The sequence below is a fragment of the Mucilaginibacter lappiensis genome, assembly GCF_050433765.1.
GTDB classification, from domain to species: domain Bacteria; phylum Bacteroidota; class Bacteroidia; order Sphingobacteriales; family Sphingobacteriaceae; genus Mucilaginibacter; species Mucilaginibacter lappiensis_A.
This window is the reverse complement of the sequence record NZ_JBNPWP010000001.1, coordinates 367,146-385,859: the sequence shown is the minus strand read 5'-3', so window position 1 is coordinate 385,859 and position 18,714 is coordinate 367,146. Positions and strand designations below refer to the sequence as shown.

Annotated in this window: 15 protein-coding genes; 5 read left to right on the top strand and 10 right to left on the bottom strand. The window is 42.2% G+C overall.

Going from position 1 to position 18,714, the window contains the following annotated elements; genetic code table 11:
• Positions 1–9: 9 nt before the first annotated feature.
• The 5 genes from M2273_RS01740 to M2273_RS01720 all read left to right on the top strand — a co-directional run bounded on the left by M2273_RS01740 (position 10) and on the right by M2273_RS01720 (position 5,934).
• Positions 10–1,365 (top strand): sigma-54-dependent transcriptional regulator, encoded by a 1,356-nt coding sequence (locus M2273_RS01740; RefSeq protein ID WP_429392200.1) that lies wholly within the window; start codon positions 10–12, stop codon positions 1,363–1,365.
• Positions 1,355–2,701, top strand: coding sequence for a sensor histidine kinase (locus M2273_RS01735; protein WP_429392197.1), 1,347 nt, complete (start codon positions 1,355–1,357; stop codon positions 2,699–2,701). The genes M2273_RS01740 and M2273_RS01735 overlap by 11 nt, the downstream gene beginning before the upstream one ends.
• Before the next feature lie 40 nt (positions 2,702–2,741).
• Positions 2,742–3,308 carry an NADPH-dependent FMN reductase gene (locus tag M2273_RS01730; protein WP_429392194.1) on the top strand — a complete coding sequence of 189 codons (567 nt, stop codon included), beginning with the start codon at positions 2,742–2,744 and terminating at the stop codon, positions 3,306–3,308.
• Positions 3,309–3,402: 94 nt separating this feature from the next.
• A complete protein-coding gene (gene htpG / locus M2273_RS01725; protein WP_429392191.1) occupies positions 3,403–5,286 on the top strand; it encodes a molecular chaperone HtpG in 1,884 nt (627 codons plus the stop codon).
• Between the two features lie 126 nt (positions 5,287–5,412).
• Positions 5,413–5,934, top strand: a complete 522-nt coding sequence (locus tag M2273_RS01720; protein ID WP_429392189.1) for a DUF4251 domain-containing protein — start codon at positions 5,413–5,415, stop codon at positions 5,932–5,934.
• 77 nt (positions 5,935–6,011) lie between these two features.
• On the opposite strand, the gene eutC is transcribed toward M2273_RS01720, so the two are convergent.
• The 10 genes from eutC to M2273_RS01670 all read right to left on the bottom strand — a co-directional run bounded on the left by eutC (position 6,012) and on the right by M2273_RS01670 (position 18,708).
• Positions 6,012–6,770, bottom strand: coding sequence for an ethanolamine ammonia-lyase subunit EutC (gene eutC, locus M2273_RS01715; RefSeq protein WP_429392187.1), 759 nt, complete (start codon positions 6,768–6,770; stop codon positions 6,012–6,014).
• 2 nt (positions 6,771–6,772) lie between these two features.
• The gene (locus tag M2273_RS01710; RefSeq protein ID WP_429392185.1) at positions 6,773–8,155 is read right to left on the bottom strand and encodes an ethanolamine ammonia-lyase subunit EutB; all 1,383 of its coding nucleotides are present in this window, start codon (positions 8,153–8,155) and stop codon (positions 6,773–6,775) included.
• 50 nt (positions 8,156–8,205) lie between these two features.
• A complete protein-coding gene (gene eat, locus M2273_RS01705) occupies positions 8,206–9,549 on the bottom strand; it encodes an ethanolamine permease (protein ID WP_429392183.1) in 1,344 nt (447 codons plus the stop codon).
• A gap of 233 nt (positions 9,550–9,782) precedes the next feature.
• Positions 9,783–10,715 (bottom strand): sugar phosphate isomerase/epimerase family protein, encoded by a 933-nt coding sequence (locus M2273_RS01700; RefSeq protein ID WP_429392180.1) that lies wholly within the window; start codon positions 10,713–10,715, stop codon positions 9,783–9,785.
• Between the two features lie 232 nt (positions 10,716–10,947).
• Entirely contained in the window at positions 10,948–13,545 is a 2,598-nt protein-coding gene (locus M2273_RS01695) for an MGH1-like glycoside hydrolase domain-containing protein (RefSeq protein WP_429392177.1), read from the bottom strand.
• 260 nt (positions 13,546–13,805) lie between these two features.
• The gene (locus M2273_RS01690) at positions 13,806–14,876 is read right to left on the bottom strand and encodes a dipeptidase (RefSeq protein ID WP_429392176.1); all 1,071 of its coding nucleotides are present in this window, start codon (positions 14,874–14,876) and stop codon (positions 13,806–13,808) included.
• A gap of 1 nt (position 14,877) precedes the next feature.
• Positions 14,878–15,990 carry a D-TA family PLP-dependent enzyme gene (locus M2273_RS01685; RefSeq protein ID WP_429392173.1) on the bottom strand — a complete coding sequence of 371 codons (1,113 nt, stop codon included), beginning with the start codon at positions 15,988–15,990 and terminating at the stop codon, positions 14,878–14,880.
• Positions 15,991–16,137: 147 nt separating this feature from the next.
• Entirely contained in the window at positions 16,138–16,602 is a 465-nt protein-coding gene (locus M2273_RS01680) for a RidA family protein (RefSeq protein ID WP_429392170.1), read from the bottom strand.
• Between the two features lie 97 nt (positions 16,603–16,699).
• A complete protein-coding gene (locus M2273_RS01675) occupies positions 16,700–17,788 on the bottom strand; it encodes a hypothetical protein (RefSeq protein WP_429392168.1) in 1,089 nt (362 codons plus the stop codon).
• A 104-nt stretch (positions 17,789–17,892) separates the two neighbouring features.
• Entirely contained in the window at positions 17,893–18,708 is an 816-nt protein-coding gene (locus M2273_RS01670; protein ID WP_429392165.1) for a hypothetical protein, read from the bottom strand.
• Positions 18,709–18,714: the final 6 nt, after the last annotated feature.

The following is an 18,714-nucleotide window of genomic DNA, read 5'->3' as shown; positions in this document are numbered from 1 at the left end:
AGTTATTAAATGATACTTAAAAAAGCAACTATATTAATTGTTGACGATGACCCGGATGTGCTAACCGCGGTTAAGCTTTTATTAAAAACAGAGGCGCAGGAAGTGATTACCGAAAAAAATCCGGAGAACTTAAACTGGTTGCTACAGCGTAACGAGGTTGATCTTGTTTTGTTGGATATGAACTTTAACAGCGCTATTAACACAGGCAATGAGGGTTTATATTGGTTGCGAAAAGTAAAGGACTGGAAACCCAATGTTAGCGTTATCATGATAACTGCTTATGGTGATATTGATCTTGCGGTACGCTCATTAAAAGAGGGAGCTAATGATTTTATTGTAAAACCCTGGCATAACGAAAAACTGATTGCTACCATAAAAGAACTTTTAGATAAAAAAGAAGGGGTAAAAACCACCAAGACAGCTGTAAAAAGTACTGCCGGTGATACCTCCATTCTGGGCGAATCGGAAGTGATGCAGGATATTTTTTACAAAGTGAATAAAATTGCCCCTACCGATGCCAATATTTTGCTCCTTGGCGAAAATGGCACCGGTAAGGATCTTATGGCCAAAGCCATACATGAGCGGTCATTACGGGCTGATAAACCTTTTATTAAAGTTGATGTAGGCGCACTTACCGATACTTTATTTGAAAGCGAGCTCTTTGGTCATAAAAAAGGAGCTTTTACTGATGCGCGCGAAGACCGTACCGGGCGGTTTGAAGATGCCCAGGGCGGTACGTTATTTTTGGATGAAATTGGTAACATTACCCTGCAACAACAAGCCAAGCTGCTCACCATACTACAAAACCGCCAGGTAACCCGTTTGGGCACCAATAAAGCCGTTGATATCGATATCAGGCTTATTTGTGCTACTAACGTACCCATGCATGAGCTGGCTAATGAAAACCGGTTTCGTAAGGATTTGATTTACCGTATTAATACCGTTGAGATCAATATGCCGCCACTGCGCAGGCGTAATGAGGATATCACCATACTGGCCAGGCACTTTGCCAAATTGTATGCCAGCAAATACCTTAAACCATCCGTGGATTTTGATGCTGCAGCTTTGCAAAAACTAAAATCATACAATTACCCGGGCAATGTACGCGAATTACAGTATACTATTGAAAGGGCCGTTATTATGGCCGATGATCATATACTAAGACCCGACGATCTTATATTTTCTATTTTAGAGACGGCCACAGACACTGTTGTCGACGACGACAATATACAGTTAAGCACCCTGGAAAAAAATGCCATACTAAGGGTTATTGAAAAACATAATGGCAATATTACCAGGGCGGCCAAGGAACTGGGATTAACCCGTACGGCCTTATACCGCAGATTAAGCAAATATGATATTTAACCGATATGAATGGCGGCTGTTGCTGCGTGTGTTCCTGATGTTTTTGGCCCTCATCGCGGCAGCATTTGTTACCGTTAAGGGCTTGTACCTGTACCTGGTTATATTTATACCATTGGTAACTTACGCGGTTATCGAAATGATCCGTTTTCAGAAAAAAGCGCAGGAAGAAGTAAACCAGTTTGTAGAATCCATACACTACCGCGATTTTTCGAGACATTTTGATGTACGCCGTGCTCCTAATGAACTTAAGCCGCTGCGCAAAGGATTTAATGACATCAATACCACGTTTAAGCTCATTAGCCGGGAACGGGAAACACAGTACCATTACCTGCAAAAGATACTGGAACTGGTTGATACCGGAATTTTATCGTTCGAAGAAGAAACAGGCAGCATAAGCTGGATAAACGAGGCCTTTAAAAACCTGATCAGTATTCCCTATCTTAAAACAGTTCACTCACTTGAAAAGCGCGAACCCGCTTTGTACCTTGAATTGATCAAAGTAAAACCTGGCGATAGCAAAATTATAACCATAACCCGCAACCAGCAGCTGGTTAAAATTTTAATAACCGCCAGTGTAATGCGCAGCGATGATATTTTATACAAGCTGATAGCTTTCCAGAATGTAAGCGAAGCGCTCGACGAAACAGAATCAAAAGCATGGCAAAAATTGCTGAATGTAATGACCCACGAGATCATGAACTCTGTTGCCCCTATTTCGTCACTGGCCGATACATTGAAGAACCGCCTGCAAAGCCCCGAAATTGCCAATAGTGTTCAAAGCAGCGAACTGGAAGATCTGGAGTTGGGCATTGATACCATAAAAAGACGTAGTGAGGGCTTACTTAAGTTTACAGAAAGTTACCGCAGCCTCAATAAAATAACCAAGCTCGATTTGAATAAGATCATGGTGCGCGATTTGTTTGAAAACCTAAACAGCCTGATGAGGCCAACGCTGGAGAAGAAGAACATTGAACTTGAAATTATACTGCGCGACCCAACCCTGGCCATCCAGGCAGATATTAACCTGATTGAGCAGGTAATGATAAACCTGGTGGTTAATGCCATTGAAGCCGTTAAAGACCGTGAAGCACCACGTATCGTATTGTCCGGAGAAATTCAGAGCAATAGTAAAACCCTGGTAAAAGTAACTGATAACGGTTTAGGTATGCCGCCTGAACTGCTCGACAAAATATTTATACCGTTTTTTAGTACCCGTAAAACCGGCAGCGGTATAGGGCTTAGTTTGTGTAAACAGATCATGCTGCTGCATAAAGGAAACATCCAGGTACAATCAACCGAGGGTAAAGGTTCGTCGTTTATACTGCAGTTTATATAAGCTCCCTAACCCCTGAAGGGGGAACTTTTTGATTAGACTGATGGAAAAAGATAAATTAAACTTTGTAACTCCCCCTTTAGGGGGTCGGGGTGTTCTTGCAATTTCAGGCAGTCTTCGATCCGGTTCTTCCAATCACCATATTCTGAAATATCTGGGCAGCCTTGCTCCTGCAAATATCAGTTATACTATTTACAGTGGGCTGGCCCAAATACCGCCTTTTGATCCGGGTTTGGATACGGATGACCCACCAGCCGCTGTTGCGGAGTTGCGCCAGCTTTTAGCTGATGCAGATGGGATTATTATTTGCACACCTGAATATGCCTTTGGCGTGCCCGGTCAGCTTAAAAACATGCTGGATTGGATGGTTTCCAGCAGTTTGTTTGTTGATAAACCTGTGGCGCTTATCACAGCCTCGCTGGGTGGCAATTATGCCCACGCATCCCTCCTGCTAACTTTAGGCGCTTTAACAGCTAAAGTTATTGATGATGCAACTTTACTGATCTCCTTTATCCGTTCAAAAATGGCCGTTGATGGCAGTATTGCAGATATAACAACAAAGGATAATTTATATACGGCATTTAATGCATTTTTGATGGCCATAAGTTAAACTAACACTGCCAATTTGACAAAATATCACCTTTGGAACATGCATTGATGGTTGCAGGGTGAAAATCATATTAAATCAATCATATTATAATATTATGCAAGAAAAAGGCAGCATTTCGATCCACACCGAAAACATTTTTCCGATAATTAAGAAATTTCTTTACTCAGATAATGAGATATTTTTGCGCGAGCTGGTATCAAACGCGGTAGATGCTACCCAAAAAATTAAACGCCTGGCCTCCTTAGGGCAATACAACGGCGAACTTGGTGATCTGCGTGTTGAAATAGCATTTGACGAGGAGAAAAAAACCATCACCATATCTGATAACGGTTTGGGTATGACCGCCGAGGAGATCAAGAAATACATTAACCAGATAGCATTTTCGGGTGCTACTGAGTTTGTTGAAAAATTTAAAGAAGCCAAAGATGCCAATGAGATCATCGGTCGTTTTGGTTTAGGTTTCTATTCTGCATTTATGGTGGCCGATAAGGTAGAGATCCAAACCTTATCATACCAGGAAGGCGCAGAACCAGCTTACTGGGTATGCGATGGCAGCACAGAGTTTGAAATTGGCGAAGGTGTATTGGAAGAACGCGGTACCGAGATCACCCTGTACATCAATAGCGAATCGGAAGAGTTTTTAAGTAAGTATAAACTACAGGAGATATTAGACAAATACTGTAAATTTTTACCTGTACCTATCAAATTTGGTACAAAAACCGAATCTGTTGAGGATGGCGTTGACGAAGAAGGCAATCCGAAATATACTTCAGTTGAGGTTGATAATATCATCAATGAAACCAATCCTATCTGGACAAAAGCCCCATCTGAATTAAAAGACGAAGATTACCTTAACTTCTACAAAACGCTTTATCCTTTCAGTGAAGACCCATTGTTCTGGATCCACCTAAATGTTGATTATCCTTTCAACTTAACTGGTGTATTGTATTTCCCTAAGCTGAAGAACGACTTTGAGGTATCAAAGAACAAGATTAAATTATTCTCGCGCCAGGTATTTATTACCGATGAGGTAAAAGATATTGTTCCTGAGTTTTTAATGCTGCTACATGGCGTTATTGATTCACCGGATATTCCGCTTAATGTGTCACGCAGCTTTTTACAGGCTGATAGCAATGTTAAGAAGATCAATAGCTATATCACCAAAAAAGTTGCTGATAAATTGGCAGAGCTGTTTAAAACTGACCGTAAATCTTACGAAGAAAAATGGACCGACATTGGCTTGTTTGTTAAATACGGCATGGTTAGCGAAGACAAGTTTTATGATAAGGCTAAAGACTTTGTTTTGGTTAGCAACACCCAAAAGGAGAACTTTACTTTAGCCGAATATAAAGACAAGGTTGAAGCCATACAAACGGATAAAGACGGTCAACTGATTTACCTTTACACCAATGACCCATCAAAACAGGATGCTTTTATCCAGTCGGCCGGTAAAAAGGGTTATGATGTATTGGTGATGAATTCGCCGATTGATAACCACTTCATTAGTCAGTTGGAGCAAAAGCTTGAAAAAACATCCTTAAAACGTGTTGACGCTGATGTTGCTGATAAACTGATCAAAAAAGATGATGCATTAGAGCACATTTTAACCGAAGAGCAAGCGACCACAGTAAAAACCATCTTCGACAAAGCCATTAATAAACCTGCCTACAAGGTTGAGCTGGAAAGTCTTAACCCAGATGAGTTACCGGTAACTGTTACCATGGATGAGTTTATGCGCCGCATGAAAGATATGGCAGCTATGGGCGGCGGTATGGGCTTTTACGGCAACATGCCCGATAATTATAAGGTAGTTGTAAATGGCAACCACAAACTAATCACCCGCATATTGCAGGAAGAGAGTGAAGAAGTACAGGCACAACTTTCAAAACAGGCGTTTGACCTGGCCCTGCTTTCGCAAGGCTTATTAACCGGTGCCGAGCTTACTGAATTTGTTAACCGCAGCGTTAATTTAATATAAAATAGCAGCTTAAATATTTCAAAGCCACCCTCATAAACGGGTGGCTTTTTTGTTTTAAATAATGATTAAATTTGATGTAATTAAACCTAAATACTACTTCATCGTCTAACCATCAAATACTTAATTATGAAATCATTAAAGAAAATATCAATATTATTGGTGCTGGCTTTTATAAGTTTAAATGTGGCTTATGCACAAACCACCCGTAAGGACAAAAAAGCCGCTCATGTTGCCGAAATTAAGAGTATGGTTGAAGCCCAAAACTATATATTCAATGCTAACTATGTCATCCCTTCCAGGGGCGCCAGTATGTCATTAACTTCTAATTATGACCTGGTAGTATCTAAAGATACCATTATCGCATTCTTACCTTATTTTGGCAGATCATATGCTGCGCCTTATAACCCTACCGAGGGTGGTATCAAATTTACTAATACCCATTTTACTTATAATTCAAAAGCAGGTAAAAAAGGAGGCTGGACTGTTACCATAAAACCAATCGGCAAAGATAAAAACGTTAGCGACTGGCGAGATGTACAATCCATGATGCTTAGCATATCATCAGACGGTTATGCATCATTACAGGTGATCAGCAGTAACCGCACTCCTATTTCTTTTAATGGAACTATTGAAGCGAGAAAGAAATAAGCGGAAAAGCTGAAAGCCTAAGGCTGAAAGTTAAACATAGTAATGGTTTTGAGCTTTTTGCCTTTGGCTTTATGCTTTCAATGGCTTTCCAGTAACCCTGCGTTATCCTTTAAATCCACACCCGATAGCTTACGTTTAAAAGCTTCACTAGTCAGGTAAAATATTTTTTTAGCTGCTTTTTTGTAGATTAAGCCGCCGGGCCTGATGTTGGATATGCAATTACGCATCTCATCGGTAAGGCCTGGTTTTGGATTATAAGTAAGATATGCACCCAGACTATCTGCCGAACTTAGCCCTGGGCGTTCCCCAATAAGCACGAGGGAAAGTTTTGCATTTAGTCCATGACCAATATCATCGCCAATGGCTACCCTGCCCTGTTCAACCATACTTATAGGTGCCAGCTTAAAACCTGCTGCTAATAACTGCGGAATAAGTGCCTGTAATAAGCCTACGGCGTTTTCGTTAACCGCGGTGGCCGATAAACCATCAGCTAAAATAATAGCAATATCGGTTTCCGGACGGTGATCAAGCAGTAGATCAAGAGATCCATCATTTAACCGACGTCCAAGATCCGGTCTTTGCAGGTATTGACGGCGATCATTAACTCTGCTGTTCAGGTGTAAAACGGGCAGATCAAATTGTTTAAGTACATCAGTTAAATTATTGATATCCAACTCAGAATATACCGCATCACGGGCATGGGCATGAGCCAGTTTAAACTCCAGCGATTGCTTTAAAGGAATGCTGGTACCCACTCGTCCAATAGCTATCCGGGCCGAAGTAAACTCCTGCAGTGCCTTTAATGATTCTATTTCCTGTGGGACGTTTCTCTTCATAGTCAAATTTCCAAATGAGCACCCAATAACCCATGCGACGAACTGACCGGCAGCATATTTCCTTTAAAATCTACTATCCCTTGTTTGATGAGCCATCGCTCAAATTCGGGTGCAGGCCTTAAACCAAGCACTTTACGCAGGTACAAAGCATCATGAAACGAGGTAGACTGATAATTGAGCATAATATCATCGGCACCAGGAATACCCATGATAAAATTACAGCCAGCTACGCCCAGCAAGGTAAGCAGGTTATCCATATCATCCTGATCCGCCTCAGCATGGTTGGTATAGCAAACATCAACTCCCATAGGTAAACCAAGCAGCTTTCCACAAAAATGATCCTCTAAAGCGGCCCGTATAATTTGTTTGCCATCATATAAATATTCAGGCCCGATAAAACCCACAACTGTATTGACCAGTAATGGCTTAAACTTTCTGGCCACAGCATAAGCCCTTACTTCGCAGGTTTGCTGATCTACCCCAAAATTAGCATTGGCAGACAAGGCACTACCCTGCCCGGTTTCAAAATACATTACGTTATTGCCTACAGTTCCCCGGTTTAAAGATAGTGTAGCCTGGTAGGCCTCCTCAATTAAACCCAGGTTTACACCAAAACTGGTGTTAGCCTGCTCTGTTCCTGCTATTGACTGAAAGCAAAGATCAACCGGGGCGCCTTCATTAATGAGTTGCAGTGTGGTGGTAATATGGCTTAATACACAAGTTTGTGTAGGTATATCAAATTGATTCCGAAAATTATCCATCAACCGTAATAAACCGCTTACTGCCGCAGGACTATCTGTAGCCGGGTTAATACCGATAACCGCATCGCCACTGCAATGCAGCAAACCATCAATAATGCTTGCCGCAACACCTTTAGGGTCATCTGTTGGATGATTAGGTTGTAAACGGGTGCTGAAATGTCCCTTTAAGCCTATCGTATTCCGAAAACTGGTAACCACCGAACATTTTTTAGCAACCGCTATCAGGTCCTGATTACGCATCAGTTTGGATACTGCTGCTGCCATTTCGGGGGTAAGTCCAAAGGAAATATCAGTCAATGTTTGTGTGTCTGTTTCATCACTTAACAACCAATCACGCAGTTCACCAACAGTTAAATGGCTTATTAAGTTAAAAGTTGTAACATTATGACTATCAATAATTAACCTTGTTATTTCATCCTGTTCATAAGGAATCACCACCTCATTCAGAAATGTTTTTAAAGGCACGTCAGCCAATGTGATCTGTGCTGCTATCCGCTCCTCATAGCTTTCGGCGCACACCCCCGCCAACTCATCACCCGAGCGGTATGGTGAGGCCTTGCCCAGCAAAGTTCGCAGGTCGTTAAACTTATATACTTTGTTGCGTATGGTATGCTTATAGGCCATTCTATCCGGTTAATTAATTCATTGGTCACTCATTAGGCACTTTATAATTATTATTTTGCAAAATCAGGGCCGGGCATCATAAATTCATCTGTAAGCTGTACTTTATGTTTTCCCATCAGCATAAAAGTTAATATAACAACAACCAATCCTGCAAAAAATATCAAACTTACGAGTACGTTAAAATAGATGATGGCAAACAAGCATACCACTGATATAATTAGCGCTGTTGCCGGGAACACCGGGTAAAATGGTGCTGCGAAAGGCCGTTCGAGCCGTGGCTCTTTCTTGCGAAGGATAAATAAGCTCATCATGCTCATCATATACATTACAATAGCCCCAAGTACCGAAAGGACAATGATCTGCGCTGTAGTACCGCTATAAATGGCTGCAAAGCTAACTACACCGCCGGCAACAAGCGCCCAATGCGGTGTTTTAAAGCGATGGTTGATATTGGCCAGTCCTCTGGGCAAATAACCGCTGCGAGCCATGGCAAATACCTGCCTTGACGATGCCAGAATAGTACCATGTAAAGATGCTATCAACCCAAACAAGCCTATGCTGGCAAATATTTTGGTAAGTCCGTTGGTTTTGCCTAAAACTATACCAATGGCTTCAGGTAGGGGATAATCAAGGTTGCTGAGTTTGCGCCAATCTGTGATGCCACCGGTTAATATCATGACACCCAGGGCCAAAAACACCAGCGTTGCCAATGCCGATATATAACCTCGTGGGATATTCTTTTTAGGTTCCTTTACTTCTTCGGCCACCATGGCCACTCCTTCTATAGCCAGGTAAAACCAAACTGCAAAGGGCAAGGCTGCGAATACTCCAGACCAGCCAAATGGCATCGGATTGCTTAAATAGTTATCCATTTTAAAATGCGGTGATACTATACCCATATATAGCAATAATTCGGCGACAGCCAATATGGTAATGAATACCGAAAATGTAGCTGATTCTTTTACCCCCGATATATTGAGGATAATAAACGCCACATTAAACAACATTGCCGATTGCATAATGGGAATAGTCGGGTATAAAAAATGCAGGTAGCTCCCCAACGAAATGGCTATAGCAGGCGATGCCAGAAGGAAATCAATAAGCGTAGCATAACCCGCTATTAATCCTCCAATGGGACCCATTGCCCGGTAGGCATAAGCAAAAGCGCCACCTGCATGTGGAATTGAGGTGGTAAGCTCTGTATAGCTGAAAATAAAGGTAATATACATCAGCGTAATAACCAATGTGGCTATCAAAAAGCCAATAGTACCCGATACGGCCCAACCTAAATTCCAGCCAAAATATTCGCCTGATATAACCAGCCCAACAGCTATTGCCCATAAGTGAACAGGTTTTAATACTCTTTTTAACTGCTCTGTAGGGACTGTTGCCATAAGTTTGATTTAATGCGCCTTTAAGATACTTAAAGCGTGTGTTAAATCAAAATATTGATATATTATGGAATTGTTAAGGGTGGTTATTGGTTCAATTATTTTTAGTGGGAACTGCAGTAAAAAAAGCGTCATTGCGAGGTACGAAGCAATCTCTAAGCTATACAGAGCGGCTATATAAACCGGAGATTGCTTCGTACCTCGCAATGACGTGTTGGAGAATGGTGGGTAAATACCTATACCTTCAAGGTATTCTTCAAATAACTAATACTGCTGGTTACACTTGCCAGTGCGTCCTTAGGCATGTCATGCTCCACAAAAAAGTGCTGCATACCTGCTGATGCTGCGGAGGCGAAAATGGGTTTAAAATTGATAGTACCGCTGCCTACCGGGAGTATATTTTGCCGGCCTGCATCAAGGTCTTTTACATGCCACAACGGGAAACGTCCGGGGTGCTGTTTAAACATTTCAACCGGATCTTTACCGCCTTTTATAGCCCAGGCCAGGTCAAGCTCCATTTTTACATTTTTAGGATCAGTTTCACTAAGCAACAGATCGTACGGTACTTTGCCATCAACCGCATGAAATTCCATATCGTGATTATGGTAAGCGAATTGTATCCCTACCTTTTGAGTGGCTTCTCCTGTTTTATTTAACACCTCAATGGTCGATTTTATTTCATCAAGTGTAGCAGTTGGCGAGTTTGCGCAAACCAGGTAACTGATGCCACCTTCGGCAGCGTCATCAACAAGTTGCTGCATATTGTCCCGCAGGTTTTTCATTGGGGGTATCACCATTGGTTTGCCATCGGCACCGACAGGCATTTTTGTTCCCGGAGGAAGTTTGAACGGGGCACCCAGTACATGATGTGATGTCCAGGCCATACCCAGATCATTCACCATAGCTTTAAACTCTTTTGGGCTCATGCCGTAGTAGCCGCCTTTTTTGCTAAATGCCGATTCCATTTCTTTGTAACCGAGACCCGCGATTTTGGTCAGGGTGCCTTTTACATCTTCGTCAATGATGCCAAAAAATGTATACAGCTGCAAACCTACCGGATGTTGAACCTCTACATTGCTTAATAAAGTACCGGCCCTGCCAGATAAAGCTATGCCGCCAAGCGCCAGTGCACCAGCGCTTTGAATAAATTTCCTCCTGTTGTAATTCATGCTGATAATTTTTAGTTTTTATAAGTGGTACAGTAAAACTAAATAATTTTCGGCATGAAATAAATTTTATTGTGTAAAAAAGACACAATAAAATCCGAGAAGGATTTTACCCATCACTTCAATTGCGAGGAACTAAGCAATTTTTACATAAGCAAGTCAGTTATTCATATCTATCTTCTCTGTATAGCATAGAGATTGCTTCGTTCCTCAATGACGTGTAGAAAAAAAGTAATCACACATACAAACAATTGGCAATTAATCCTGTCCAGCCGGTTTGATGGGATGCACCGGCCCCACGACCATTATCGCCATCAAAAAATTCATAAAAAAGTATATAGTCCTTAAAATTAGGATCAGTTTGCAGCTTTTGGTAATTACCAAATACCGGTCGGTTGCCTTTATCATCACGTAAAAACAATTTTGATACCCGGCGATAAAGTTCGTTAGCCACTTCTTTGAGGTTCATATAATTACCGGATCCTGTAGGGCATTCTACTTTAAAATCATCACCATAGTACTCGTAAAACCGGTGCAGACTATCAATGATCAGGTAATTTATGGGCATCCAGATAGGGCCACGCCAGTTACTGTTACCCCCAAATAAGCCGCTGTCGCTTTCTGCAGGTGTATAGGCAATACCAAATTCCACACCGTTCACCGCAACATGATAAGGGTGTTCCAGGTGATATTTTGACAAGGAACGAATACCATAATCGCTTAAAAACTCATTTTCATCGAGCATATATTTAAGCAGGGATTTCATGCGGAAACCCCGCAGTAGGCTAATAAGATGCTTCCCATTTGCACTTTTTTCGTTCCAGCGCGAAACCAGTGATGCCAGGTCGGGCCTGTTTTCGGCAAACCATTTCATACGGTCCCTGAATATCGGGCTATCGGTTATATCAGTTTCATTGAGCACTTCGGTAGCAAATAAGGGAATCAACCCTACTATGCTCCTTACCTTCATTTTTATCGAACCATCATCAGGAAAACGAATTTGGTCATAAAAGAATCCATCTTCGTCATCCCAAAGGCCTTCATTATTATCGCCCAGGTTTGACATAGCCCCTACGATGTATATGAAATGCTCAAAAAACTTGGATGCAATATCGGCGTAGGCCTTATTTTTTTCAGCCAGTTCAGTAGCTATGCGCAGCAAATTGAGCGAGTACATGGCCATCCAACTGGTACCATCGGCCTGCTCCAGATGCTGGCCCATAGGCAAATGCATATTCCTGTCAAAAACGCCAATATTATCCAGGCCCAAAAAACCACCTTCAAAAACATTGTTCCCCGAGGCATCCTTACGGTTTACCCACCAGGTAAAATTGAGCATCAGCTTATGGAATATCCTTTCCAGAAAATAGGTGTCTCCCTTTCCATTATTGGCTTCTTTGTCGGTTTTATAAACACTCCAGGCAACCATGGCATGCACAGGAGGATTACCATCGCTAAAATCCCACTCATAAGCAGGTAGCTGCCCGTTGGGGTGCATATACCAGTCGCGGGTAAGCAGTATCAGCTGGTTTTTAGCGAAAACCATATCGATCCTGGCCAGTGGCAAACAATGGAAGGCCAGATCCCAGGCCGCAAACCAGGGGTATTCCCACTTATCGGGCATGGATACCACATCTCTGGTATTCAGGTGCATCCATTTACTGTTACGGGCATTTTTTCTTTGCTCAGGTGGTTTAGGCTGTGCCGGATCGCCTCTGAGCCAGTGACGGATATCGGAATAGTAGAACTGCTTGTTCCATAACATACCCGCAAAAGCCTGTCTTTGTATCAGGTTGCGATCTTCAGTCTGTTTAGTGCCGTGTATGTCATTATAAAACTGATCGGCTTCAGCAATGCGGGTATTAAATATCTGGTCAAAATCCTCAAAGCTGTAGTTAGCATCAGGCGATAGCCGCAAACGTATGGTTACACTTTGTTTGGCGGCAACGGTTATATCGTAATTAACCGAAGCTTTTGTACCTGTATTCCTGGGGTTAATGGTATCTGCCCCGTGGACTATATGATCGTTAATACCGCTTTTAGGATATTTAATCCCATTATCATAGTTATACAGGCGGCGTGTATCGGTCTCATTTTCACAAAACAATAAACTACACGAACCTTCGGTATGTAGCCATAAAGGATCAAGATCTTTATGCGATACCTCTATCTTTCCCTGCCCATTGGCAGCTAAATAAGGCTTATAGTCCTTGTATCCCCAGCTCCAGGTATTACGAAACCACAGGGTTGGCATTACATTTAACGTCGCGTCCTGATCACCGCGGTTGTGTACGGTTATCTTGATCAGAATATCATCCTGCACATTTTTGGCGTATTCGGTAAAAACATCAAAATAGGCATCCTTGTCAAATATCCCGGTGTCAAACAGTTCAAATTCGGGATCATTACGGGTACGGCGTTTGTTTTCGGAGCGCAGCCAATCATAAGGAAACTCCTGCTGTGGATATTTATACAGCATTTTCATGTACGAATGCGTAGGCGTACTATCCAGATAATAATACAGCTCCTTTACATCCTCGCCGTGATTACCTTCGGGGTTGCTGAGGCCAAAATAGCGTTCCTTAATAATGGGATCTTTTTTATTCCAAAGAGCGATGGCAAAACACAGATTTTGCTGCCTGTCGCAAATACCTGCAATGCCTTCCTCGCCCCAGCGATAGGCTTTACTGCGGGCCATGTCATGAGTAATAAAGTTCCAGGCATCGCCATTGGCGCTATAATCCTCCCTAACGGTCCCCCACTGCCGGTCGCTTACATAAGGGCCCCATTTTTTCCAGCTTGTGTCTTTTAACCTTGATTGTTCTGCATTCATTGTAAAAATCCCTCACAGTATAATGCTGCTTTTTAAGCAAGTGTTTGCAAAGTATGCTTATTTGAGGAAAGTTAACACTAATGCGGGGTTTGTTTTACATCAATGTGAAGAATGTAGGGATGTTATCCTAATTTGTCATTGCGAGCGACAGCGTGGCAATCTCACCATACAGGTTGCACAAGCAAAGTTCGTTACTCGTCCTATGAGATTGCCACGCTGTCGCTCGCAATGACATAGTTTTATTTCTTACCTCCAATTTCCTACGCCCAGGCATTTCTTAAGAACCGCAGCCAGTTACCGTGCATCATATTTTCAATATCTGCATCGGTATAGCCACGTTTTTTTAGCAGTGAGGGCACTTTTTGCAGATCAGCAATAGTTTCCAGATCATAAGGGCACTGCTCGCGACCGAAGGCACCGTCAAGATCTGAGCCCATGCCAATGTGCAGGGCATTTCCTGCTATCTGGCAAATATGGTCAATATGGTCAACCATCACCTCAAGGTTGCAATTCATCCCCTTGGGAGTTGATACGCCCCTAACCCACCCGGGTACCATCATCCAGGCATCCAGCGCAGCGCCTATCACCGCGCCACGGTCAATCAGTGCTTTGATCATTTCATTGCTGTATTGGCGGTTGTGGTTTACCAATGCGCGGCAATTATTATGGCTGGCCCAAACGTGACCGTTAAAATTATCCAGAGCTTCCCAAAAGCTGTCATCGCATAAATGGGTGGCATCTAAAATAATATTCAGCCGCTCCATTTCTTTTAGTAACTCATGCCCTTTGGGCCCCATATAACCAGTAGCATCGGTGCCTTGTGCATACCTGCCGGGGCCATAGTGTGCAGGGCCAACGGCACGCAGACCGTAATTATAAGCACGTTCAAGATGTTGTACAGTAACAATTGAATCAGCACCCTCCAGGCTTAAAATATAGCCTACAGGTTTATGATTGGTTGATTGACCATCGTTCCAAAGTTTAAGGTGTTTTTCCAATGATGGCAGGTCATTTACCTGACCCATTTCACCAGCATCTTCCATGGCTTTATACCAGGCTACCTGCCCCTGGGTTTGTGCCCAGGCCTGTTCTGGTGAATGCCAGCCTGGCAATGGATTATCAGGAGCTACATAACGCCCAATTTGTGTAGCAACCACCAAACCAATGTTGCCTTTACGCAATTCGGATAATGAAACTACAGCTTTAGCACGATCAGGTTTATCGGTTAAGCCTTCTTCACGCTGGTTAATTTCGGCAAGCGGACGAGTCAGGTCGCGGTTCCACTCCAGCGCGTTCATGCTTAAATCTAAATGGGCATCAATTATAAACATATCAGATAGTTATTTTACGGTCACGTGCGGCATTAAGCCATTCGCCATTAAGTGTATTATTTTCAATTATATAAGTGCGCTCATATAAAGCTACAGTTGGGCATATATGATGTGGCATGCCATATAGTACATCACCCACCTGGTAAGCATGATCTTTACCAGCCTCTACCACCAAATGCTCTTCGCTCTGCCCTACTGGTTTAAGTTCGGGGGCATTTAAAAAATAAATTCGTTTGTTCAATTCGTTTTCAGCAGATACTGATTTATGCCCAACATCCAGGCAAACTTTAGTCGCATCAGGCAGGGATATTACTCTTGTAATTACCAATGCGGCTGGTAAAAACGGCTGTTCAGGCATTCCCAGTTGATAACCTTTATCCCAATAAACAAAAGTTCCGGGACTGCACTCAACTTGTTTTCTTTTGGAGTGAATAGGAAACGTGGGAGATCCACCAGCCACAATAATAGGTTCGGGATAGCCCCTTTGTTTCAAATCCTGTTGCAGCTTTAATACCGGTTCAAAACCCGCATTACAACGCTCTGTACGGGTTTCAAGATCAACATCATGAATATGCCCATCATAGGCATGAAGGCCAACCGGGTTAAGACCAGGCAATACGGCACAATCCATATATAACTGCAGTGCTTCAAACCCTGCAGGGATGCCAGTGCGGTTCATGCCAACGTTAAGATCGAGATAAACATTGATCGTTAACTTATTGGCTTGTGCAATATCAGATATTTCTTTTGCAGCAACGGCATTATCAACCAAACATGAAAACTTGGTATGAGAATACGTTTGCATCAGCTTGACGAACCTATAAAGCTTAGGGCCAACCGGCTGATAAGCAAGCAGCACATCGGGCGCTTTACAAACCGCCAGCAATTCAGCCTCAGCAATAGTAGCGCATTTAAACTTATGGACATCCGCGGCAAGCAGTAATAAGGTAACTTCCTTATTTTTATAGGTTTTTACATGCGGACGTAACCGATCAACATTATTGATCATGGATTTAAGCAGATCAATATTTGCTTTTACCCTATCAGGATAAACTACCAGGGCCGGAGTATCCAGCTTTTCAACGTCGTCAATTATGTACCAATCTTGAGTCATGAGTTGTGAGTTTTGGGTAGTGAGTTTTGAGTACTGGTGCTGAGTTTTTTGTCTGAACCGCGATTCATCAGATTAAAAGATTGCCATGATTTTCGACAAATTATTTAACAACTCAAAACCCACCACTCAAAACTCTTAAAACTATTCTCAGGCTAATTCAAACAAAGCCTCGATCTCTACCGGGATATTATCGGGTAATGAACCCATACCTACAGCACTGCGTACGCCAATGCCATTTTCTTCGCCCCATACTTTAGCAAAAAGTTCACTGGCGCCGTTTATAATAAAGGGATGTTTCTCAAAATTAGGTGTGCAATTAACCATACCCAATACTTTTATTACTCTTTTTACTTTGTCAAGACTGCCTATGTTGGCTTTAATGGTGGCCAGCATAGCTAAACCAACCTGACGGGCAGCCAGTTTACCATCTTCCTGTGAAATAGTATCGCCAATACGACCGATGATCAGCGTACCATCGTCCTGTACGGTACCATGACCTGATAAATACAGGTATTTGCCATCAATTAAACATGGTTTATAAACGCCAAGCGGCTTTGGTGCAGGCGGTAGGTTTAAACCCAACGCTGCAAAGTTTTCTTCTGGAGTGTTCATGCGATAAAATTATAAAGATTAACCAATAAATAACAACAAAAAAGCCGGGGATCTCACTCCCGGCTTCTACTTATCAACTAAACTCTGTATATATGTTTTAAAATCTAAAAGATGCACCAATATTTATAGAGTAATCTGCAAACGCAGCGTCGCCTATAACATAAGTACCCGTTCTAATGCTGTTTTCTTTGTCGGTTACACTTTGTGTACGGTCACGTTTTAAGGCGATAGGTACATTAGCAAAAATGTTTATCCTTTTTAAACTATAATTTATTGAAGGCTCTGCGGATATGATATATCCCGGACGGCGAAATGCATTACTTTTACCAATCAGGTCATGTACCGGGATACCTTCTATTCTTCCACCTGCAGATAAAGTAAGTGCGTTTAATGCCCCGCCAAATGTATAGTTTACTCCAATCCTTGCCAGATATTGATCAGGCACGCTTGATATAGCCTCGTTAGCTAATGAGGCGCTTAATACCTCGCGGTAAGTGCGGGTACCATTGGTGTTGCGTGGATTTGCCATATAATACAGATTGGTATATCCACTAAACCGACTGGTAAAGTTTAAAAATCCGTTCATTTCAGCAATAATACCAACACCACCATCGCCCAACTGGATAGATTGATCAACCGGGCGTGTTTCTGGCGTTACATTAAAAAATTTAGACTGGTAATTGTAATCGCCGGTTGGCAGTTTAACACCCAGGCCTACCTGAATGTTGCCCTTTGATGCAGTATGACTGTTAAACAACCATCTGTTGGCAACTATGCGCATATCGCCAATTCCATGCGAGTATGAACTATGCCTCTCTTTACCACCATGTTCATATAATGACGAACGGGTATTGATGAGATAAGGCATACCAACAGATACCGACCAATACTGGTTAAAAATCCTGGTTATACCCAAATCAATGGTGCTTTGATGGTTTATCACCTCGTTGCCTATTACCAGGCGTTGTTTTTGTTCATCAGCACCTTTAAAATGACGGAATGATTTAAAGTATCGGTATGATACAGAAAGCTGCCAACCTTTACTGCTGGAATCCTGCATGGGGTGTTCCATGTTGGCAAGTGGGCCACTGCTCTTAATGGCTACACATCCCTGGGCGTTTGCATGAGTATAAGTAAATACTGTGTAAAAAGCTATTGCGAAAAAGAATTTTAGAGTAAATTTCATGTTGTTTTTTATGATGATTTTTAAAGGTTTAAGACAAATTTTTTAAATAAAGTCAGGCATTTAAGCCTGACTTTAACCTGCTCTCATACAGGATTTTATTTTGATCAACTAACTCTCAGTTTATTTATATTTTTCCACGGAAAGACGATAAACCCCGATGGCGCTTTTTTAACCGCGAACCATAAAGCCAGCAATACACCATAGCTGCCCCCCCGCTCTATCCACTCAAACATTTCATAGTGCGGATAAAACATCTCACTTGTTATTTTCCAAATGATAAATACGAGTAATAAATTTTTAAAAGGACGGATCAATAGCGAAAAAGCCGCTATTATCTCAAATACACCTACTATCTGGGCTGTTTTGCCGGGATCATGAAAACCTATGGAATTATATTGATTAACTAGGCTGGCCTTCTCTATAAAATTAAGGCACCCGTGCCCCAACAGCAGCAAAAATGCAAACACCCTTAAGCAATTGATAACCGTTTTCAAAGTGGATGCATTAATAACCACGTTATCATCCATACGGCTAAACCATTGCTTAACGGGTATTTTAAAACCGCCCTGTAATAACAATAGCACAAAGGGAACCCCAAAATTACCTGCACGTTCAATAAACTCAGCAAATGGCTCTCCTGATAAAGGGCGCATAGATGCAGTGACTACACCCCATATAACCAACCATCCGGCCACAGCGCGTACGGGGTAAATAAGCATGGATATACCCATCAATATGTCAACAACACCCACAACCGGCATTAAACGGTAAGCTGCATCCTGACCAATACCAACCAATGCAAAATAATTGCACCATATTGGTTTGGTGATAATACCGAATGCGCCATGCCCAATAAAGCACATAGCCACAGCGAGACGAAGTGTGAAATAAATTTTTTGATCGGTAGTTAAACGTAACATTTTATC